At 48.2% G+C, this 22,308-nt stretch carries 15 protein-coding genes; 7 read left to right on the top strand and 8 right to left on the bottom strand.

Translation table 11 applies throughout. The features are described 5' to 3' along the window. Positions 1–43: 43 nt before the first annotated feature. Together HMPREF9999_RS03820 and HMPREF9999_RS03825 are read left to right on the top strand one after the other, a co-directional pair. Positions 44–553, top strand: coding sequence for an RNA polymerase sigma factor (locus HMPREF9999_RS03820; RefSeq protein ID WP_009437073.1), 510 nt, complete (start codon positions 44–46; stop codon positions 551–553). A 22-nt stretch (positions 554–575) separates the two neighbouring features. After that, on the top strand, positions 576–1,085 hold the full coding sequence (locus HMPREF9999_RS03825) for a hypothetical protein (RefSeq protein WP_009437074.1): 510 nt from the start codon (positions 576–578) through the stop codon (positions 1,083–1,085). 1,093 nt (positions 1,086–2,178) lie between these two features. Here the strand turns inward: HMPREF9999_RS03825 and HMPREF9999_RS03830 are convergent. From HMPREF9999_RS03830 to rsmH, 8 genes are all read right to left on the bottom strand, one after another. Next, positions 2,179–2,886 (bottom strand): peptidylprolyl isomerase, encoded by a 708-nt coding sequence (locus HMPREF9999_RS03830; RefSeq protein ID WP_009437079.1) that lies wholly within the window; start codon positions 2,884–2,886, stop codon positions 2,179–2,181. 20 nt (positions 2,887–2,906) lie between these two features. Continuing rightward, on the bottom strand, positions 2,907–4,148 hold the full coding sequence (locus tag HMPREF9999_RS03835; protein ID WP_009437080.1) for an FtsW/RodA/SpoVE family cell cycle protein: 1,242 nt from the start codon (positions 4,146–4,148) through the stop codon (positions 2,907–2,909). 12 nt (positions 4,149–4,160) lie between these two features. Then, a complete protein-coding gene (murD, locus tag HMPREF9999_RS03840; protein ID WP_009437081.1) occupies positions 4,161–5,549 on the bottom strand; it encodes a UDP-N-acetylmuramoyl-L-alanine--D-glutamate ligase in 1,389 nt (462 codons plus the stop codon). A 30-nt stretch (positions 5,550–5,579) separates the two neighbouring features. Further along, complete coding sequence (locus HMPREF9999_RS03845; protein ID WP_009437082.1) at positions 5,580–6,851, bottom strand: phospho-N-acetylmuramoyl-pentapeptide-transferase; 1,272 nt, start codon at positions 6,849–6,851, stop codon at positions 5,580–5,582. Positions 6,852–6,927: 76 nt separating this feature from the next. Next, the gene (locus tag HMPREF9999_RS03850; protein WP_009437083.1) at positions 6,928–8,469 is read right to left on the bottom strand and encodes a UDP-N-acetylmuramoyl-L-alanyl-D-glutamate--2,6-diaminopimelate ligase; all 1,542 of its coding nucleotides are present in this window, start codon (positions 8,467–8,469) and stop codon (positions 6,928–6,930) included. A gap of 39 nt (positions 8,470–8,508) precedes the next feature. Further along, positions 8,509–11,232 carry a penicillin-binding transpeptidase domain-containing protein gene (locus HMPREF9999_RS03855; RefSeq protein ID WP_009437084.1) on the bottom strand — a complete coding sequence of 908 codons (2,724 nt, stop codon included), beginning with the start codon at positions 11,230–11,232 and terminating at the stop codon, positions 8,509–8,511. Between the two features lie 94 nt (positions 11,233–11,326). Next, positions 11,327–11,881 (bottom strand): FtsL-like putative cell division protein, encoded by a 555-nt coding sequence (locus HMPREF9999_RS09925; RefSeq protein WP_009437085.1) that lies wholly within the window; start codon positions 11,879–11,881, stop codon positions 11,327–11,329. Positions 11,882–11,944: 63 nt separating this feature from the next. Continuing rightward, entirely contained in the window at positions 11,945–12,865 is a 921-nt protein-coding gene (gene rsmH / locus HMPREF9999_RS03865) for a 16S rRNA (cytosine(1402)-N(4))-methyltransferase RsmH (RefSeq protein ID WP_044063044.1), read from the bottom strand. A gap of 788 nt (positions 12,866–13,653) precedes the next feature. Between rsmH and HMPREF9999_RS03870 the strand changes: the two genes are divergently transcribed. The 5 genes from HMPREF9999_RS03870 to speA all read left to right on the top strand — a co-directional run bounded on the left by HMPREF9999_RS03870 (position 13,654) and on the right by speA (position 22,199). Next, a complete protein-coding gene (locus tag HMPREF9999_RS03870; RefSeq protein ID WP_198144614.1) occupies positions 13,654–15,645 on the top strand; it encodes a TonB-dependent receptor in 1,992 nt (663 codons plus the stop codon). A 99-nt stretch (positions 15,646–15,744) separates the two neighbouring features. After that, positions 15,745–16,890 (top strand): hypothetical protein, encoded by a 1,146-nt coding sequence (locus tag HMPREF9999_RS03875; RefSeq protein WP_009437089.1) that lies wholly within the window; start codon positions 15,745–15,747, stop codon positions 16,888–16,890. Between the two features lie 302 nt (positions 16,891–17,192). Continuing rightward, positions 17,193–19,679: a type I DNA topoisomerase gene (gene topA, locus HMPREF9999_RS03880; protein ID WP_044063101.1), complete on the top strand. Its 2,487-nt coding sequence runs from the start codon at positions 17,193–17,195 to the stop codon at positions 19,677–19,679. Between the two features lie 12 nt (positions 19,680–19,691). Next, positions 19,692–20,225 carry a shikimate kinase gene (locus HMPREF9999_RS03885; RefSeq protein WP_009437092.1) on the top strand — a complete coding sequence of 178 codons (534 nt, stop codon included), beginning with the start codon at positions 19,692–19,694 and terminating at the stop codon, positions 20,223–20,225. Between the two features lie 81 nt (positions 20,226–20,306). Then, complete coding sequence (gene speA, locus HMPREF9999_RS03890; protein WP_009437093.1) at positions 20,307–22,199, top strand: biosynthetic arginine decarboxylase; 1,893 nt, start codon at positions 20,307–20,309, stop codon at positions 22,197–22,199. The last annotated feature ends 109 nt before the right edge of the window (positions 22,200–22,308 follow it).

The raw sequence follows: 22,308 nt of genomic DNA on the forward strand, positions 1-22,308 counted from the left end.
CTTGTAACTTTTCCTCCCCCTTGTCCGTCTTACCTATAGAGGCATGAAAGAAATAGACTTCCTTAATGACTTGCTGCCGCTCAAACATAAGCTCTATTGCTTGGCGCAGCGCATCACCCTCGACAGCCTCGAAGCTGAAGACGTGGTGGAAGATACCCTCGTCCGTGTTTGGGAACGTCGCAAGACGCTCACCGAAGTGGATAATTTGGAAGTTTATTGCTTGACTATCTGTCGAAACCTAGCTCTTGACCGAGCAGAGCGCAAAGATGCTCAGCACGCGACTATAGATGCTAATTTTGATGCACCAGCCGACACGACCGCGCTCCCCGATGCACAATTAGAAGCTGATGAGCGACTAGTTTGGGTGCGCCGCTCTTTTGAGACATTGCCCGAGAAACAGCGTACAGCATTGCAGTTGCGCGACATTGAAGGACATAGTTATCAAGAAGTAGCCACGGCGATGGATATTTCCGAAAGCGATGTCAAAGTAACGCTACACCGCGCTAGACAAGCTCTCAAAGACAAACTCAGTCATTTGAGGTCTCACCTCTAATTATCCTAAGAAACTTCTCGTCATGAACTACCAGTACATTGAACAATTGATTGAACGCTACTTCGCAGCTGAAACTTCAGTGGCTGAAGAACGCATCCTCCGTGCTTTCTTCGCGGAGAGCAACGTGCCCAGTCATTTGCAGCAATATGCTTCAATCTTCCGATTTGCTGCCGAAGAAGCCGAAGCTCCCAAAGTACTTGGTGCAGATTTTGACGAAAAGGTGTTAGCTCGTCTGCGTGCAAAGGGAGATATGCCCGAAATGCATGTGCGTGCCATCAAGATGACAATCGGTGCTCGCCTTCGTCCTTTGTGGCGTGCTGCAGCAGCGGTGGCTCTTCTTGTGGCCGTCGTAGGTACAGCAGAGGAAGCTATCGACAAAACGACAAGTGTACCGATGGATTTGCAAGCTATAGAAGCAACTCAGTCTGTTGACAGCACAGATGCGGCTCACAATCCTTACCGCCAAGTGCAAGAGGGGTTGAAGATGGCCGTCACCAATGATTCCCTACCTCAAGAGTCGCCAAGACCTTGACAACCACATACGAGATAGACTGACGCACCAATTGCTTATTAAAACACCTCCTGAACCCTTTGGTTTCAGTTCTCTCTCTCCTTCGTCCCACTAAACGATGACTATAACGCTCGTTACTGACGAACGATCACACCAGGAAGTAGCTCCGCTGCTTTCTGGTGTGTCGTTTTATGGTATGGTAGGGTGTTATGAGATATTTCGCGCCCTTTTTCTTGCATTTTTTCTCCAAGTTGTCTAGTCTAAGTTCGCATATCACAGAAAATCTTGTTAGATTTTGTGTCTCTTGTTGTAATCGCTGGTAAGATTTATACGATATTGTAGCAGTTCTCGCTCAAATTCTAGGAGGACTGCTGTTCAACTCTAGGAGAGTTTATAGAAAAAGTCGGAGATTCATGAAAGAATCTCCGACTCTTTTGTGATTAGCTTGAAGAGAGCTCTACTTGAGATGAAAAGCACTAAAAACCATCTTTGTGAATTAGTGTTTATTCAGCCTTCTCACGCGCGTGCGCGCCCGCACACTACAGCAAATTTGTGCTTTTTGCTTTCACAACCTTCACAGAAAGCTCTGTAAATATATGTGAGTGAGGGTTTTAAACGTGTATTTCGGACATTTTTTAACTAAGTGATCTTTCAATTGCATGTAGAACTCCAAAATATGGCTCGCGGGAGGTGTTTTGAGTCATGATTTTGCTGATGGTGTGAGAAAACCTTAAATCACCATTTTACGCTCCGTTGTGTGAAGGTTGTGAATGCAAAAAAGCTAAATCTCCAGGGATGCGCGCGCGTACACGAGAAAAACGAGGGGCTAAAATCAATGCCAAAATGATGGAGGTGAGATCACAAATGCTCACATGCTTCTTCTGTCGTATGATAGGCAAATTGAGGACAGAATATCATTCAATATACTTGATTTTGCTTTGTGTACTTTTCAATATTAGGGGTGACTCAAGAAAAAACTTCACTTTTCGGTTGATTTTTCACGCTTTTCCCCTATTTCAACCCCTATATAAGTAAGGGGGTATTTGGGAAAAGGAATGCAGAATCAACCCAAAAGTGAAGTTAGCAATGAGCAATCACTACGAATAGTCAGAGACTAGGGGAGTGTGGGGGTAAGTATGCGGGCAGAAAGAATCCGCACATCAACGCGTGGGCGGTCATTGCGATCGGTATTGACCTTTTGAATTTTGTCGATAATCTCTAACCCTGTCGATACTTCTCCAAAGACAGTGTATTGACCATCCAGGTGGGGCGATCCGCCACGCGTGTAGTAGTCTAGAGCCATATTGTCAGTGATGAGGCCATTAGCTCCTGTTTCCGCATCCACATGTTCACGCACGTTGGCCAGTTCGTTAGGCGTCCATCGTTTGCCCCATACTACGTAGAACTGGGTGGCACTACTTCTGCGTTCTGGATTCACATCATCACTTTCACGTGCTGCCGCCAAGGCTCCGCGGTGATGATAGTGGAGAGGTGTGCGAAATTCTGGGGCGAGGGTGTAGTTGCGGTCGGCTTCTCCCAAGGGTTGGTTGGGTTTAGCGGTGCGTGAGGTCGAGTCGCCAGCTTGAATCATGAAGTTGCGGATGACACGATGGAAAAGGAGTCCGTCGTAATACCCCTCGCGGACGAGCTGAGCAAAGTGTTGGCTATGAATGGGAGTGTCGCTGAAAAGGCGTACGCGAAAATCCCCCATTGTGGTTTTGAACTCTATTTCAATGTCTTGATTGAGCGAAGCAGTGCTAGAAGACTGCGCAAACGTAGGTGTAGTCAGCAGTAAAAGCAGAAAGAGTAGTATTTGCTTCATGACAAGCGAAGAGCTAGAAGTTAATCTTTGGTGAATTCAGCTGCTGTAATAGCGTCAGGAGCATCGGTGATGGCTGCTGCATCATCGGGGCGTTTGCGCTTTATGGTGCGGCTTGCAGAGAGGATGATGCCGATGTAGGCTCCTGTGATGATGGTAGCTGTTCCCCCTTTGGAGATGAGTGGAAGGGGTTGTCCCGTGACAGGGCCAAGACCCACAGCTACGGCCATGTTGATGAGAGCTTGCCCCACTAGCATGATGGCAAAACCCATGGCCACAGCAGCTGGGAAGACTCGGTCGGTTTGCGAAGCGATGCGCCCGCAGCGGAAAAGGAGCCATAGGTAGAGCATCACTACTAGGATACAACCACCAAGCCCAAGTTCTTCGGCGATGATGGCATAGATGAAGTCCGAATATGCTGCTGAGAGATAGTCGCGTTGAACGGAACGCCCAGGGAGTACACCAGTGCCGTGTGAACGTGCCACAGCGATGCGTGCATTGACCACTTGACGATTGCCATCGGTGACTTCAAAATCCTTAGGATCGGGAGTCATGACAATCTTCTTGTCGCCCGAAACACGAGATCGCCAAGTAGTGACACGATGCATGAGGGGGTTCTTGTAAATCTCCGCATCAGGATCTTTGGGCAGAAAACTAATGCTGATGGCTGCAAACAAAAATAGACCAGCCAGTATGCCATATGTCTTAATCATCGCTTTGCGAGGAGGACGATATAGGATAAACATGGCATTGACACCAGCGAAGATGATGGCTGCTGTGGAAAAATTTTGAGTGACAATAAGTCCGCAGTGCACTAGAGCGCAGATGACGATGCCATTGAAGGTGGTGGCACTGATTCTCCCATCTTTTTGCCAACTAGCGATGGCTGCTGCAGCGGTGATGACCAACACCCCTTTTGACAGTTCGGAGGGCTGGAAGTTGAAGAGGCCTAGAAAACTGACCCAGCGCGCACCATTGTTCAGCATCTGACCATTGAGCAAAGCATATATGAGCAGAGGGACACAAATGAGGTTGCCAAAGATCATGACAGCTTTGTAGATGCGACAGGGGATGTGATGAAGCACCCAAGCAGCCGAGAGAGCAACGGTGACATAGGTAGCCTGCTGTATCATGGGTTTGGCAAAACTCCCCTCTTTAAGCACGAGATAGGAGCCCGCACTGGACACTTCCACAACGGAGATGATGCAGAGCAAGATGAAGATGGCCCAGATGACTTTGTCGCCTTGTAAGAGATTATGCTTCATGAAGAGAAGAGATTAGCGTTGGCGTACGAGTGTTTTGAATTGATCACCACGATCTCCCATGTTCTTAAAGAGGTCGAATGAGGCACAGCAAGGAGAGAGAAGGACTGTGTCGCCTTCTTGTGCAAGATTAGCGCATGCGGCTACGCAGTCGAACATCGAACTTGTGTCGGCTATGGCGATGCCGTGTTCTGCACAGAGATTGTCGAAGACTTCATGCAAGGGAGCATTGTTAGCACCGAGGAAAACGAGGGCGCGACATTTGCGGGTGATGAGGGGGAAAAGTGTCGAGTAGTCGTTGCCTTTGTCGAGTCCACCGACGATGAGCACCACAGGGGTGGTCTGAGCATCGAGTGCAACGTAGCAGGCATCGACATTCGTAGCTTTCGAGTCGTTGATATAGTGCACACCATCAAAAGTGCCTACGCGTTCGAGACGGTGTGCCACGCCTGAGAAGTCGCTCAAGCAGCGCGTAAGGGTGACTTCGTCTACGCCAGCTGCAAGAGCTGCAAGAGCTGCAGAAAGGCAGTTGCGGAGATTGTGTTTGCCAGGCAGTGAGAGTTGAGAGAGGGCGATTTCAAACGGATGTGGTTCGTCCACCTTGAGTTGCGCCCCGTCAGCGAAACCGTAAGAATCATTGCCACTCTCGCCTTGTCCGTAGGCTACGATGCCTTCGCGCTGATGATCAGCAAAGGGAAGCATACGCTGACCGTGGTCGTGCGTAGCCAGCTGGCTAGGAATATATTCATCGTCTGCCCAATAGATGAAGCAGTCGTCTGCTGTTTGGTTTTGAGTGATGCGCATTTTAGAGCGTACGTAGCGCATCATCTCAAAGTTGTAGCGGTCGAGATGGTCGGGAGTGATGTTGAGCAAAACGGCAATGTTGGCACGAAAATCGTACATATTGTCGAGTTGGAAAGAAGAGATTTCCAATACATACCAGTCGCGATCTCCCTTGTCTTCGATCTCGGCCACTTGTAGGGCTAGTGAGCGGCCGATGTTGCCAGCCAATCCTACGTTGAATCCTGCTGATTCGAGGATATAGTAGATGAGGGAAGTCGTGGTGGTTTTGCCGTTTGATCCAGTGATGCAGAGCATCTTGGCATTGGTGTAGCGCGCGGCAAACTCGAGTTCGGAGAGGATGGGGATGTTTTTCTCTCGCAGTGCCACCACCATAGGAGCATTGTCGGGGATACCCGGGCTTTTCACCACTTCGTCGGCATCGAGGATGCGCTCGGGCGTGTGTTGGCCTTCTTCCCACGCGAGGTGGTGGGTATCAAGCATCTCTTTGTAATGCGGACTTATGGTGCCCATGTCAGAGACAAAGACATCATAACCTTTTTGTTGAGCAAGGATGGCGGCACCAACACCACTTTCGGCGGCACCGAGAACAGCTAGTTTCATCGTGAGGAGAGGGTTTGCTGGGAGAAGGGATTAGCGAATCTTCAGTGTGATGATGGTGAGTGCGGCAAGGAGGATGGTAGTGATCCAGAAACGCACGGTAATCTTTGATTCATGCCATGCACCACGAGGCCAGTTGCGGAAGATGTACTTGGAAGTTGGATCGAGCTGGCTGTCGAGACGACGGAAGGTGTCGTGGATGGGAGTGCTCTTGAACACACGGACACGTTTGCCTTTGCGCTTGAAGAATTTGAAGACTTGTGTTTGGATGATGACACTCAGACTTTCGATAAAGAAGACCCCACAGAGGATAGGAATCAAGAGTTCCTTGTGAATAATGATGGCAAAGACGGCAATGATGCCTCCGATGGTGAGTGAGCCCGTGTCGCCCATAAACACTTGTGCTGGATAAGCATTGTACCACAAGAATCCGATGAGTGCTCCCACCATGGCACAGATGAAGACGACTAACTCTTGGGAACCAGGCACAAACATGATGTTGAGGTAGGAGGCGTATTCGATGTGGCTCGACACATAGGCTAGTATGCCGAGCGCGATACAGATGAAAGCACTGTTCCCCGCTGTCATGCCATCCATGCCGTCGTTGAGATTGGCACCATTGGACACGGCTGTGGTGACGAGTATCACCATCAATACAAAAACCATCCAGCCTACGGCTTGTTTATGGTCGCCAACAAAACCGATGATGTCGGCATAGTCGAGATTGTTGTTCTTAAAGAAGGGGATAGTGGTCTTAGTGCTCTTCACAGCTTCGCTTTTGTGCACAATCTCCACTTTGTCTCCTACGCGACCGCGTTCCACATTTTCGCGAATCACAGCGTCGGGACTAAGGTAGAGGGTGAGTCCCACTATAAGACCCATGATGACTTGCCCTATAATTTTCCACTTTCCTGCCAATCCGTCTTTGTTCTTCTTGAATATCTTGATATAATCGTCTAAGAAACCGAGAAGTCCGAACCACAATGTGGTGACAATCATGAGGATGGTGTAGATGTTGCGCAGACGTCCGAGGAGAAGTGTAGGCACGAGTATGGCGACAATGATGATGATGCCTCCCATGGAAGGGACACCAACTTTCTTTTCGCCGAAAGGATCGATGCTAGCATCGCGTGCTGTTTCGCCAATATTGCGACGGCGCATATAGCGGATGAAGCGTTCTCCAAACCACATGGAGATGATGAGGCCAAGCATCAGTGCCAACAAGGCGCGGAATGAGATATATCCCCAAATGGCGGAACCAGGGATGCCGAATTGTTCGAGAAAACGAAAGAGATAGTAGAGCATTGTCCTATACTATATGAATGAGTGGGTGCATCAAAAGTGGTGATGCGTGTTGAGAGGTAACAAAAGAGAGGGAATACTAGGAGATGCCAAAGGCGGCACGCACTTCCTCATGATCATCGAAATGGTGTTTTACTCCTTCGATTTCCTGATAAGGTTCGTGTCCCTTGCCAGCTATGAGGATGACATCGCCTGTTTGTGCCAAAGCTGCTGCTGTGCGAATGGCTTCGCGGCGGTCTGTAATGGTTAGCGTCTTGGCACGTCCTGCTTCATCTAAGCCAGCAAGCATGTCGGCAATGATGTCTTCTGGGCGTTCAAAACGTGGGTTGTCTGAGGTGATAATGACACGATCGGAGCGTTTGACTGCTTCCTGCGCCATGAGTGGGCGTTTTCCCTTGTCGCGGTTGCCACCAGCACCGCAGACAGTGATGATCTGTCCTTTGCCGTTTACGATTTCCTGAATAGCGGTGAGCACATTTTCGAGGGCATCTGGAGTATGGGCATAGTCGATGACGGCACTGCATCCTTTGGGAGAGCGGATAGCCTCAAAACGACCATTGACAGGACGAAGGGTGGAGAGCACGCGGAGCACTTCGGATGCATCTTCGCCTAGCATTACAGCGGCCCCATAGACACCGAGCAGATTGCTTACATTGAATCGACCAACGAAGGGCACACTCACTTCACTACCGTTGATGTCGAGCAACATACCTTCGATGCTTTCTTCTACGATGCGGCCTTTGTAGTCTGCCATGCTGCGCGTGCTGTAAGTGCGTACTTGTGCTTTGCAATTTTGCACCATGACTGCGCCATTGCGATCATCGAGATTGGTGATGGCAAAGGCAGATTTGTCCAAACCATCGAAGAACATCTTCTTGGCATCACGATAGTTCTCAAAGGTCTTGTGATAATCCAAGTGGTCGCGGGTGAGATTGGTGAAAATCCCTCCCATAAACTTGAGACCACCAATGCGATGCTGGTGGATGGAGTGTGAAGAACATTCCATGAAGGCATATTCACAGCCTGCCTCTACCATATCGGCAAGGAGCTTGTTGAGGGAGATGGGATCGGGAGTGGTGTGAGTGGCTTCCACGGCATGGTCGTCGATGTAGTTGCACACAGTCGATACCAGGCCAACTTTGTAGCCAAGTCCGCGGAAAAGCTGATAGAGCACAGTGGCGATGGTGGTTTTACCATTGGTTCCTGTGACTCCTACCAGTTTCAGTGTTTTTTTTGAAGTTGGCTCTGATGAAGAGCTCGGTAGAGTTTGAGTCTTAGTGTTTGAAGACGTGGGGGTAGAGTGGGTAAATTTGCCCGTAGGATCGCCATAGAATGTGGTGGCAATCACGCCCACAGCTTGTTCGGTGTCAGCCACACGGACGAAGGTGACCTTATCGGAGAGATTGGAGGGGAAATCCTCACACACTACCACTGCGCGCGCACCTTGCTCCACTGCTTTTTCGATAAAAGCGTGACCATTAGTTTGAGTGCCCTTGACAGCAACAAAAAGATGATTTTCTGTGACCTGTCTGGAATCAATGTCGATGCCGCAGATGTTGCAGTTTAGGTCGCCATGGCTCTCGAGAATCTCTACATGGCTGAGAATTTCTTTTAAAATCATTGAGGCTGAGTGCTATATTGCTATGCGTGTAGAAACACGTTATGCTTGTTTTTTATTGGTTTTTGGGGAAACGTCGTCTTTCTTTTTGACTGCGGTCTCCTTAGGTTTGGCAGTGCTGTCTTTCTTTTTGGAAGTCTCGTCTTTTTTCTTGGAAGAATCGACCTTCTTTTGAGCAGGAGTTTCCTTTTTCTCTTTAGAGGAAGAGTCTTTTTTCTTTGTACCCTCTTCTTTCTTTGAAGGTTTTTCTTCCTTCTTCACTGCTTTGTCTTCTTTCTTCGGCTTCTCTTTTTTCGTGTTTTCTTCCGATTTAGAAGTTGTTTTTGATTTCAGTGTTCCCTTTTCTTTAGAAGAACTTGTTTTGTTAGGGGAGGCTTCTTCCTTTTTCTTGGTTTTGTCTTCCTTTTTTTCAGTGGGAGCTGTCTTCTTCTCTACCTTTTTCTCTGATTTTTGCTCAGATTTAGCAACAGTGCTAGGGGGTGAGGTCTCTGTTTTAGGCTTTGCTTCGCTGCCTTGTGGATGAGTCACTGCAACAGCGGTGGCAGATGCTTCAGAAGCAGTTTCCGTTGTTTCGATCTCACTCATGTCAATTTGGGGTTTACGCTCCATAGAGAGGGCTATCTTTACGACCATTCCTCGTTTTAGGGGTGTTCCGGCTGGGAGGCTTTGTGCGACAACGTGACCAAATCCTGTGGTCTTCACTTTTACACCCATACGTTCTAGGCGATACACGGCATCTCGCAAGCCATAGCCGATGACGGAAGGTAGACCTCTAGTGGCTGTTTCATTGTTGAGCGTTACTGACCCTTGGTGAGTTGGTGCGCCCCATGCGAGACCTTCGGATGTGCGGTAGTTGTTGTGGTGGGGAACTTGTAGTTCTTTGAGCACCTGGCTGAGGGTGACCAAATTACCGCTTTGCATCATGGGTGGAGCAGTGCGGTGTGCGGTGGTGTCAATGGCGGCTTCGTAGTTCGTTTTTCGATTCTTGGCCATCACTCCTTCTGCTATTTTTTTGAATACTGGGCAGCAGTGGATACCCCCATAGGCTGGTGCTCCCTTTTCGATACAGACAATCATGGAGTATTGTGGGCGATCGGCTGGGAAATATCCAGCGAAGCTCACTAAATAGTTGGAGGCAAAGCCCCCCTTGCTCCAAATCTGTGCTGTTCCTGTCTTGCCTGCTACTGAGAAGTATTTGGAGTAAGCTAATTTGCCCGTACCCGTGTTCTTGCCTACCACTCCTTCTAAGCAGATTTGGATGTTGCGCAGTACATCTGGTTTGCACATGCGTTCGCGTAGTACTATGGTGGGATATTCTTGCATCACCTCCTCTCCACGGCGCACCTCTGTTACGAAGCGAGGCGCAACAAGTTTGCCACCATTGGCCACACCATTGTAGAAAGTAAGCGTGGAAATGGGAGGAATCTGTGTTTCATATCCGATGCTCATCCAAGGGAGTGTGGTTCCATACCAACGATCGGGGTTGTCTCTACGATAGCGAATGCGAGGCTTTTTGTAGCCTGGAATGGGGATATGAAGATCTTCCATGATACCGATGCGCTGCAGTCCAGACACAAACTGGTCGGGATTGCTGGCATAGGCATTGTCGATGAGGGTGCTCACTCCGACATTCGATGATTTTTTAATAATCTCGGGGACTGTGAGTACACCATTACCGCCTTTACGCCAGTCAGAGTCGCGCATCTTTCGACCGTGCATTTCTCGAATACCATTGCCTGTGTTGCAGGTGGTGTTCATGGTAATCTTGCCATCGTCCATGGCCACCATAAACGACATGGGCTTGAACACAGAGCCAGGTTCCATCATATTGGTCACAGCACGCGGGTCAATCTCTGCATAATTGCCGTTCTCAAGACGTGAAAGGGAGGAAATTGCCTTCACATTTCCTGTTTGCACCTCCATGAGAATGCACATACCTGCTCTTGCCCCAATAGAGCGGAGCTGATCTCCAAGTACTTTTTCTGTCAAATCCTGCATCCCCACATCAATGGTGGTGACCACATCGTAGCCATCCACGGCAGGGGTGTCCACCAGATTGATGTATCTGTTGGAGACTTTTTGTTTGTGATAGATGCCTGGCTTTCCACTCAATACCGAATCGAAGGCTAATTCCAAACCATTGAGTGGTTCGTCATTCTCGCTACGTAGATTGCCAATAGTGCGAATGGCCAGACGTCCATAAGGATTTTTGCGACGGCGGAATTCCTCTGTGTAGAGTCCACTTTTGCCAACGGGGAGATTGAGCAGAGGCACTTTTTTCAACTCCGTTAGTTGAATGTAAGTGACGCGTTTGGGATAGAGTGAAATCGAGTGACTTCGTTTGGCACGTCCTTTTAGTATGGCTTCTCTGGTTTTAGCCACATCTAAGTCTGGGATAATGCGTTTCATGCCAGTAAGCATGCTGTCCATCTTGGTGTGGAGGATAGAGTCACGCTTTATTTGGTCTTTTTCTCGTCGAGCAGAATCGGGTTCCCAGGACATGGGATCGAGATAGATGCGATATTCTGGCAACGAAGTAGCTAGCACCTGTCCGTCTGCCGATAGGATGTTTCCTCGGGTGGCAGGTAGTGGCTTGAAGCGGCTCTCAAACTTCGCGCCCACGGCAATCCAATAATCATGTTGTACAAACATGATGTAGGCCGTCTTACCCAGCACGATAAGACCTGCAATGATGAATAAAGCCATGAGCAACGAGTAACGATGCACGGCCTTTTGATTGGAAGTATTGTTAGGTTGTTTAGCCATGAGAGTCAGAGCTCGCTATAAATCTGTTGGGGGAAGGGATGGGAGGCAGGGATAGCTACCCAAAGAGTTTGAAGACTGGATGTTATGAGATGTCTTATTCTTCTTCGGAAGTCACCGGCAGCTCAAAAGGTGCATCCGTGGAAGTTTGGATAGTTGAATCTTGTAATTGATTTTCGATTTTAGACCCTAATGTGCGTTCACGTAATTCGCTGGAGCGTGTCAATGCTTTGTAACGGCGATCTAGCAATTCTCTGTTGAGTTTGTCATTTTCTATCATCAAGTTGCGATGATGATAGCCCAAACTCACATAGATCATCATGAAAATCATGAGCAAAGTCACAAAAAGCCAGTTTTGACGTAGGAAAGCCACTAACGAAATACCGTTGAGTAAGTTCATCATCATCTGTTTGTTGAACTTTACATCATCGTCAATGATCCACTGTCGCCATGTTTGCATACGTACCTCCTCTGGACGTTTCTCTCGAGAGCGTCCTTTGTTTTTATCTTTGGGTAGATCCTCCGATTCAGGCATCGTAGAGTCAGCTTCGTTGGTCGCATCCTCGGCTTCCATCTCAGTTATCTCTGCTTCTTGGGGGGCCACTGAAGGTTCGTCTTCAGGGACAATAATATCAAAATCAACTTCTTTCATAGGGTCTTCATCGGGAGTGTGCGCTCCTAAGTTTTGTGGGTGCGTGTTTCGAGTGCGGTTACACTATAGTTTTTCAGCGATGCGGAGTTTAGCACTACGGCTACGAGGGTTGGCCAGTTGTTCTTCCTCAGAAGGAATGATTACTTTGTTGTTTACGGGGCGCAGCGGAGAAAGGCGGTTGCCATAGAAGTCTTGTTCCACTTTGCCTGCAATATTGCCCGAACGCATGAAGTTTTTCACCATGCGGTCTTCAAGACTATGATAGGTGAGCACCGATAGTCGTCCACCAGGTCGCAATACGCGGAGGGCAGCTTGCAACATTTCTTCCAGTGCATCCATTTCGTGGTTCACTTCTATGCGCAAGGCTTGAAACACTTTTGCTAAATCTTTCTTTTCGCGATCGCGGGGCATGAGAGGTTGTACTACCTGCAGCAAGTCATTGATGGTGCTGAATACTCTTTCTCCACGTTGTTTCACCACCGCAGCTGCGAGTCGACGACCATTTTTTAGTTCACCATATATCTGAAACACCTTGGTCAGTTGCTCTTCACTAGCCGTGTTGAGCACCTGTGCTGCTGTATTGCCACCACGGACGTTCATGCGCATGTCGAGGGGAGCATCAAAACGGAACGAAAATCCACGTTCTTCTGCATCAAAGTGGTGACTTGACACACCGAGATCTGCCAACACCCCATCCACTTTGCCCACTTGGTCGTAAAACCTCATCCATCGTGAGAGGAAACGGAAATTGCTAGCCACAAAAGTCAAGCGTTTTTCATGCTCTGGTACATTGGCCACAGCATCAGCATCCTGGTCAAAGCTAAATAGACGGCCATTTTCACCTAGTCGAGCGAGAATCTCGCGACTGTGTCCGCCACCCCCAAAGGTAGCATCGATGTACACGCCATCGGGTCGCATGTTGAGGCCATCGACAGTGGGGTGTAACAGCACCGGAATGTGATATGTGGGACAGATTGTATGCATTTCGTTGTGAAAGTCTTATAGTAGCAAGCAAAGTTACTAATTTCTCTTCACTTTTATCCTCTATTTCTCGCTTTTTTTTTGAGGCTTTGAAAGATTACTTTAGGGGATGGTTTGTAATATTTTGATAGTCAGGGGTGATTGTGGGTAGTTGGAAGTGGAAAAATATGTAGGTTTAGAGTGGCTTAATACTCTGTTTGTCGTAAAGTGAACGACTGTGATGATAATGGGAAAAGAGAAGTGCGAATGTGGCTTTTGAAGCGTAAAAAATACAGGTTGAATTCTGGGTAGGAGGTCGGTGTTTTAGTTGTACAATGAACAAGATTTAATCTAGGATGATAGACGTTGGTGATTCTTTATTGGCGAATGTAAGAATTTTAGAATAGTAGAAGGGTGATTTTTGTAGAAGTAGTGTGTTTAAATAGTCCCAAGAGTTATAGATAAGGCTCTATTCCTTTTGGGGAATCTCAAACTTTTTGGTGGTGAAATTTGGAAGGTTGAGCGTTTGTAGAGTACTCTATAGAGTTTGAAAACGATGGGAGGAGAGGAGGCTGTTTCGTCTGAACGATCGTGAGCAACATGAAATAGTGGAAGTTGTGTCTTGTTAATCACAATAGCAAAGGCGAGCAAAGATTTTGTAAAGGTTATTTGGCAGGATGTTGATTATTAGTTCTTTAAAATGGGATGGTTGTGGTGTTTTGGGGTGACTGTGATACTTTCGTTGGTTTTCTATCACTATAATTATGAAGGCTCATGCAAGAAGCCAATCCATAATTTGTAACTTTGCGCCCATGTTGTTCGCCCTTCTAAGTCTATTCTCGCTTGTTGTTCCCGCTGTTCCTAATGATTGGCGGGATACTACCCGACAACTCCTGCCTGTGGAGGTTATTGCTTCATCTCGAATGCAGCAGCAGATGGTAACACATCAGCAGTGGAATATGGGTCAGCGCGATTGGCAACGACAAGGTGCTGTGCAATTTGCTGATGTTCTGCGCAGATTACCTGGTGTGCAACTGCGCGACTATGGTGGAGCGGGTGCACAGATAAGTCTGGCGTCGAGAGGACTAGGTGCTGCGCATACTGTGGTCAGTTTAGATGGATTTCCCGTGACGGATTTCTCTAGTGGAACTGTCGATTTGGGACGTTTTCGTTTGAGTGACTTCGGTCAAGTGCAGTGGACTATTGCTGATTCCCCTGCTTTGCTAACGAGTGTGCGCAGTTTAGGCACGGCACATCTTGCCCTTAGTTCGGCCTCATCCGTGCCGCGATTAGGAGTGGAATGGGGTAGCTTCGGGCAAATAGCTGTCGATGCTGCCGCACATCATCGCAGTGGAGCTCATACTCTCGGAGTACAAGGCAGTTATGCGCGAGCCGATAATGATTTTCCTTATCGAGTGGCCAATGGTGACACCTTTGAATATGCTCGCCGATCTCAAAGTCCGTGGCAACGATGGCAAGGTTCTGCGCATTGGCTCTGGCAAACCCCACAGCATAACACCCAAGTGCGGCTGAACCATCAGCAGCACATGCAGCAGCTTCCTGGAGCAGTGACTCTCTATACCACTCTTGATGGCGAGGAATTAAGAACTCACCGTTCGGCAGTTCAGGCTTCTCACGTTGTGCATGGCGAACAATGGCAATGGCAGTGGGCTGGTCAATATGCTGCTCAGCGGCTGCAATACATTGATCGCGGAGAAGAATACCCTGATGCCATGCATGAGGAAGATTATCACCAGTATGAACTCTGGAATACGCTCGGAGCGCGTTATGATCTTTCTTCTTTCTGGCAAGTGGCTTATGCTGTCGATGCTTCGCATACTACTTTACGGAGCAATATAGGACGTTTTGAAAGGGTGGGGCGTGCAGCGTTGCAACAGAGTGTGTCGCTTCGTTTTTTGCTTCCCACCACGATGTTTACTTTGCGTGGGTTGCGCCATGACTTTTTTCATACGGTTCTTGGACATGCTACTGAGGCTTTGCCCTTGATGCCATGGGAGTCAACTGCTGTGGCTTCCGATGCACACGAATGGACGTGGAGTGTTTCGGCTGCTCAACAACTGTGGCAGACTCGCGCTACGCGTGGTACGTTGCGTGGATTGGTACAAACCCTCTTCCGTATGCCAAGTTTCACCGAGAACTACTATCATCATTACGGAAATGCTGGATTGCGTCCAGAGCGTACTCAGCAGTTTTCTCTGGGGTTGTCGGTCGAAAGTATACGGCTGTCTTCTTCCTTTGAATGGAAAGGCAGTGTCGATGTCTATCACAACAGAGTGTTAGATCGCATCATGGGAGTTCCTGTGAATCAAACCGTTTGGCGCACCACCAATCTTGACCGCGTGCGAGCTTGGGGAGTAGATGTTGCTACACAATTGCAGTTCAAACTCGCCCCAGGCCATAGTTTGGAGGGTGCAGTCACGACTTCGTGGCAATCAGTTGTCGATGATAGTGAAAGGAAGTCTGCGACCTATGGTCTGCAACTACCTTATATCCCTGAGGCTACGGCACATGCGGTGGTGGTATGGAGCAATCCATGGTGTGACTTTTCCCTCACTGCCGATTACGCTTCCGAACGTCATGCCACTGCCAACCATTGGCCGTCGGCACGTCTAGAACCTTATGCCACGCTTCACGTTGCCGTGGGACGTAATCTTCGTTGGGGATGCTGCAACTGGCATACTCAGTTTGTAGTCAATAACTTGACCAATGCCCACTATGAACTCGTGCGCGGCTATCCTCTACCTGGGCGTAGTGTGCTGTGGCGCAATACCTGGCTATTCTAGTGGCGCAATTCGTTGATTAGATTATGATTATAGAGCACGGATAATACGCTTTATTCTAGATATTACTTATAAGAACTATCTCATTACAAACTTTGTTTTATGAAACAACTCAAGTTTTTTGCCACGCTTTTCGTGGCTGCTTTGAGTTTCGCTTCTTGTGTGGATGACGAAACTCCTAAGTTTGTCCCCTCTCCCTCTACAGTGTTGGGAGAAGGTGCATTTGTACTCAATCAAGGTAACCAGCGTGCCAAAATTGGAGGCAGTTATTCGTTCTATGATTGGGAGAATAATGAGCTAAACAACAGTGTGTTTAGCACGGTGAATAATCGTTCGCTAGGTGATGGCCCACAGGATGGAGTGGTCTATGGTTCCAAGCTGTATGTGAGTTTATTTGGCTCAAATGCTGTTCAGGTGATTGATGCCAAAACACATAAGTTCATTCGTACGATTTCTACCCCACAGCCTCAAGGCATTGTGGCGCATGGTGGTCATGTCTATGTGGCTAATAACACAGGTCATGTTTCCAAGATTGATACCCTCAACCTCTCTGTGAAGCAGCGGGTAGAAGTTGGCCCAAATCCCGTGGATTTGGTAGTGCGCGATGGTGTGCTCTATGTGAGCATCAGTGATGGCTATAATTACAATAAGGGCTATGCCAATGGTAAACGCCTCGATAAGATTGATCTCGTGCGCTTCCGCAAGGTGGGAGAGGTAAAACTCCTGTATGCTGAGCCTGTGCCCCTCGATAATGGTCGTGGAAGTGCTGAGGGTAATTGGGAAGGTGTGAATCCCACTCAAATGACCATGGATGAAGATGGTAATATTTTTGTCGTGTGCTTGGGTGACTATGCAAAGATTCCTGCTAAGGTGTGGAAGGTGACCAAAGAAGATAAAGCAAGCACCTTTGCATTGGGCAACATCGCTGCTGCACATCGCCATTCGCTCTATGTCATCAATAGTCAGACAGACTGGAAGACGGGTGCGGTGAGTGTGAAGTGGGATGTCCTTGACACGCGTACTGGTAAGGTGCTTGTGGAGAAGTTTGCTCAAAACAATTTGCCTTTGGATCCTATTGCAATGAACGTACACCCTCGCACAGGGCGCGTGCTCGTGACCTCTCGTGGTTCACTCGATGCTAAGGTGAAGTACACCTCTCCTGGTTTGCTCTACACCTACACCAATAAGGGTGATTTGCTCAATCGTTCTACTGTAGGTATTGAGCCTTACGCAGTGGTGTTCCGTTAATCTGGAAATGTTTGCGTGAGGGTATCTGAAAAGTTTTATTCAGATGCTGTCCAAACGCTTATGAAACAAGGTGAAAAATGGTTTTTATATCCTTGTTAAACAGCACGTATCTTCGGAGATTTCTTGTTTTGAAATCCGAGATACGTGCTGTTATTTTTGTTGCAAACTGAATGGCGAACCAGCTGAATTGACGTGCCGAAGTTACGCTTCCCCTTATAAAAGATGAGTGAGGGAACAAAAAAAGCTTGTTTTTCTTGTAATATCTCACTATGTGGCGTAATTTTGCAGCAAATAAAAATGCTATGCAAAAGAATTTAGTCATAGTGGAAAGCCCCGCCAAGGCCAAAACCATTGAACGATTCCTCGGCGATGACTTCAAGGTCATGTCTAGTTTTGGGCATATCCGCGACTTAGATAAGAAGAACGATGGGGTGGATCCTGACACATTCCAGCCGCACTACGAGATTCCTGCCGACAAACAGAAGGTGGTGAGTGAACTCCGTGCAGCAGCAAAGAAGGCGGAGATCGTTTGGTTGGCATCCGATGAGGACCGCGAGGGAGAAGCCATCTCATGGCACCTTGCGGAAGTCTTGAAATTGGATCCAGCTACGGCACGACGCATCGTTTTTCACGAAATCACCAAGCCTGCTATCCTAGATGCAATTGCCCATCCTCGCACGATTGATTTGAATCTTGTGGATGCGCAGCAAGCACGTCGAGTGCTCGACCGCGTACTTGGTTTCCGTCTTTCTCCAGTTTTGTGGAGAAAGGTGCGTCGCAATCTCTCCGCAGGTCGTGTGCAGAGCGTAACCGTGCGCCTAATCGTGGAGCGCGAGCGCGAAATTGAGGCTTTTCAAGCAGAAAGTGCCTTCCGCGTTACAGCCTTCTTCGGTGTTCCTGGCGACAACGGACAGATGGTGTCCTTGAAAGCAGAATTAAACCATCGTTTTACTACGATTGATGAGGTGAATGCTTTCTTGGAAAACTGCAAAACAGCGGAATTCCGCATCGAAAGTCTTACGACAAAACCTGCGAAACGCACACCAGCTCCTCCGTTTACAACCTCGACACTTCAACAAGAAGCCGCACGCAAGTTTGGGTATGCCGTGGCTTCAACCATGCGCATCGCACAAAATCTCTATGAATCGGGATTGATCACCTACATGCGTACCGACTCGATGAACCTTTCTACCCTCTGTCTAGACACGGCTGAGCCTGTGATAGCAGAGCGCATGGGGGCGAACTATCACAAACGTCGTAACTATCATACCAAATCCAAGGGAGCACAAGAGGCACACGAAGCGATTCGACCCACCGATATGTCCAGAGAAGACATTTCGGGTACGCCTCAAGAACGTAAACTCTACAATCTGATTTGGAAGCGCACCTTAGCTAGCCAGATGGCTGATGCGCAGTTGGAGAAAACCACCGCAGTAATCAGCGTGAGCGGCTCAGAATATCAGTTTGCTGCTACTGGAGAAGTGGTGAAATTCGACGGTTTCTTGCGTCTTTATCGTGAGAGTGTGGAAGAAAATGAGGGCGATTCAGAAGAAAGTGGCCTGCTTCCTCCCATGAGCGAAGGACAGGTGCTTCAGCGACAAATCATCACTGCGCAAGAACGCTTCACGCAAGCTCCTACACGTTACAGCGAAGCCTCCTTGGTGCACAAGTTAGAAGAATTGGGTATCGGACGCCCTTCCACGTATGCGCCTACCATCTCTACGATTCAAAAGCGCGAATATGTGGCGAAGGGAGAAAGCGAAGGTAAAGCTCGTAGTTTTGTAATGGCGACTTTGGAGGGAAATGATATCTCTACCGAAACACGCACCGAAAACTTCGGCAGCAATCGCGGAAAACTGGTGCCTACCGACACGGGTATTGTGGTGAATGACTTCCTGCTCAGTCACTTCCCAGAGTTTATGGACTATAATTTCACTGCGAAGGTGGAACACGACTTCGACCGCGTGGCAGAAGGTGAAGAAGAATGGACGAATATCATCCGTTCGTTTTGTGAAACTTTCAATCCTCAAGTGGATCGTGTGATGGCAGAACGCAGCGAAACTCGCGTGGGTGAACGACACCTTGGCGCAGAGCCTGAGAGTGGACGTCCTGTGAGTGTGAAAATTGGTCGTTTTGGCCCAATGGTGCAAATCGGTGGTGGTGAAGGCGATGACGAAACACCTAAATTTGCAAGTCTAAAAACAGGACAAAGCATCACGACCATTACTCTAGAGGAAGCTCTCGAGTTGTTCAAACTCCCTCGCACTGTGGGAGAATTTGAAGGCACCACGGTGACGATTGGTGCAGGTCGCTTCGGTCCTTATGTGCTGCACGCGAAGAAATACACCTCGATTCCTAAGGGTGAAGATCCAATGTCGGTGACGCTGGAACGCGCGATTGAACTGATCGAAGAAAAGCGTGCGAAAGATGCGAGCAACCACCTTCGTTCCTTTGAGGAAGAGCCCGAACTTGAGGTGCTCAACGGACGTTATGGTCCTTATATCAAATATAAGGGCAATAACTATCGCATTCCCAAAGATCGCCATGGAGAGGCGGCTTCACTCACGCTTGAAGAGTGCATGAAGCTAATCGAAGCTGAAGGCGAAAAAGCTCCCAAAAAGGTGGCAAAGACGTCAACGAAGACAGCCAAGTCTACAAGCAAGACTGCTTCTAAGCCCACAAAGTCTGCCACCAAAGCAAAAAAGTCTACTTCAACCACCAAGCAGCGACGAAAGCTCGAGCCACGAAGGCGAAAACAGAAGAATAAAAAGGTGTATCATGTCCAATAAATGTAGCTGCAAATGAAGTGTATCGTGCTCGTAGGTTATATGTGTGTGGGTAAAACCACCGTAGGCCGACAACTCGCTAAACGACTAAACTGCGGATTCTACGACTTGGATTGGTATATCGAGGAGCGATTCCACAAGAAAATCCCCGCTATCTTTGCCGAAGAAGGTGAAGAACGATTTCGCGATCTGGAGCGGCGTATGCTCCGGGAGGTCGCTCAGTTTGAAAACATCGTGCTAGCCTGCGGAGGAGGGACACCCACGCGCTTCGACAACATGGATTTTATGAACGAAGTGGCGGAAACCGTCTATCTCGAAGCCCAGCCAGAGACTGTCCTCGCGCATCTGAAGGTGAGCAAAGGTACGCGTCCCCTCCTTCAAGGCTTGTCGCCTGAAGAAACCGACCGCTTCGTGCGACAGCAGCTCCAAGAGCGCAGCCCTTACTATCAGAAGGCAAACCACACGGTGAATGTAGATATACTCGATACGTTTGAGAAAATCAAAGATGTGGTGGAGATGATCCTGGAACAGCTCAATCTTCCAACCTAGTTTTTGCATGAGTGCCGCTCCCATACATACAAATATAATAATAAGAATCCCATTTCCCCCATATAACACCTCTGACAGACGATGAGAAAATGGCGTATTGAAGACTCCGAAGAACTATATAATATAAAAGGATGGGGCGTGAACTATTTCGGTATCAACGAGAAAGGTCACGCTTTTGTGCGTCCACGCAAAGACAATGTAGAGATAGACCTCTGCGACATTGTCAATGATCTCACGGAACGTGATATCAGTGCTCCTGTACTTCTACGTTTTCCTGATATTTTGGACAATCGTATTGAGAAGACTGCGGCCTGCTTTGAACAAGCTGAGAAGGAATACGACTACAAAGGTGAGCATTTCATCGTCTATCCCATCAAGGTGAATCAGATGCGCCCCGTGGTAGAAGAGATTATCTCCCACGGTAAGAAGTACAATCTTGGATTGGAGTGCGGCTCAAAGCCCGAACTTCATGCTGTCCTTGCTACCAACATGGACTCGGACTCTGTGATTGTGTGCAATGGTCACAAAGACCAAAACTTCATTGAGTTGGCATTGCTCGCTCAGAAGATGGGGAAGCGTGTGTTCTTGGTCATCGAGAAGCTCCACGAACTTGAGATTATCGCACAGGTGGCAGAACGCATGGGAGTACGTCCTAATTTAGGTATCCGTATCAAACTCGCCAGCCGATCTACGGGTAAGTGGGAAAGTTCTGGTGGTGATGCTTCAAAGTTTGGTTTGAATAGTGCCGAATTGCTCACGGCATTGACCCGTTTGGAGGAGAAAGGTTTGAAAGATTGCTTGCAACTCATTCACTTCCATATCGGTAGTCAGATTCCTAAAATTCGATTGATTAGTACAGCCCTCCGCGAGATGGCTCAGTATTATGTGCAACTCCGCAAGATGGGCTTCAACATCGACTTCGTGGACTGCGGAGGAGGTCTTGGTGTGGACTATGATGGCACACGTTCGTCTAATTCAGAGAGTTCGGTGAACTATTCTGTGCAGGAGTATGTCAACGACATTGTCTACATCCTCCGCGAAGCGGCCAACGAGAATGAAGTGCCACATCCCAATATCATCACTGAAGGTGGTCGCTCTTTGACAGCTCACCACTCTGTGTTGATTTTGGAAGTACTCGAAACCACCGAAGTGCCTCACATGTCAGAGGATTTCCAACCTTCAGAGAATGATCACAAGTTGGTGCACGACCTCACCGAGATTTGGGACAAGCTCTCCACACGCTCCATGCTTGAAGATTGGCATGATGCCGAAGATATTCGAGAAGAAGCACTAGGATTGTTTCGTCACGGTCTTTTGGATCTTCGCACTCGTGCGCAGATCGAAAGCCTCTATTGGAGCATCTGTTCGGAGGTGGCAGAATTGGTGCACCACCAAAAGCACGCTCCCGATGAACTACGCAAGTTGGACAAGATGATGTCGGAAAAATATTTCTGCAACTTCTCTTTGTTCCAGTCGCTTCCCGACCACTGGGCACTTGACCAACTGTTTCCTATCATGCCGATTCATCGCTTAGACCAACGTCCTACGGTGAGTGCTTCGTTGCAAGACATCTCTTGTGACAGTGATGGTAAGATTTCTACCTATGTCAATTACAATCAGCAGACCAACTATATTCCGCTTCACCGCTTTAAGCAAGGCGAAAAGTATTATATAGGTGTCTTCCTTGTGGGGGCTTATCAAGAGATTTTGGGAAATATGCACAATCTCTTCGGAGATACTAATGCGGTGCACATCTCAGTCAATGCCGATGGCTACACCATTGACAAGACGATTGATGGCGAAACGGTAGCTGATGTGCTGGAATATGTGCAATACGATCCCAAACGCTTAGTGCGCCGTCTCGAATCTTGGGTGACTCGTGCGGTAAATGAAGGTAAGATTTCTGTCGAAGAAGGCAAGGAATTTATTTCCACCTACCGCGCTGGATTGTATGGTTACACCTATCTTGAGTAATCTCACATCGAGCAATTGAATTGAAGACTCCGCACAAGCTCTGGTTTGCTGCGGAGTCAGCCTTATTTTCACCTTATATATAAATGGAGAAAGTCGGAAACGAATCTCC

The organism is Alloprevotella sp. oral taxon 473 str. F0040 (assembly GCF_000318095.2).
In the GTDB taxonomy this organism is placed as follows: Bacteria; Bacteroidota; Bacteroidia; order Bacteroidales; family Bacteroidaceae; genus Alloprevotella.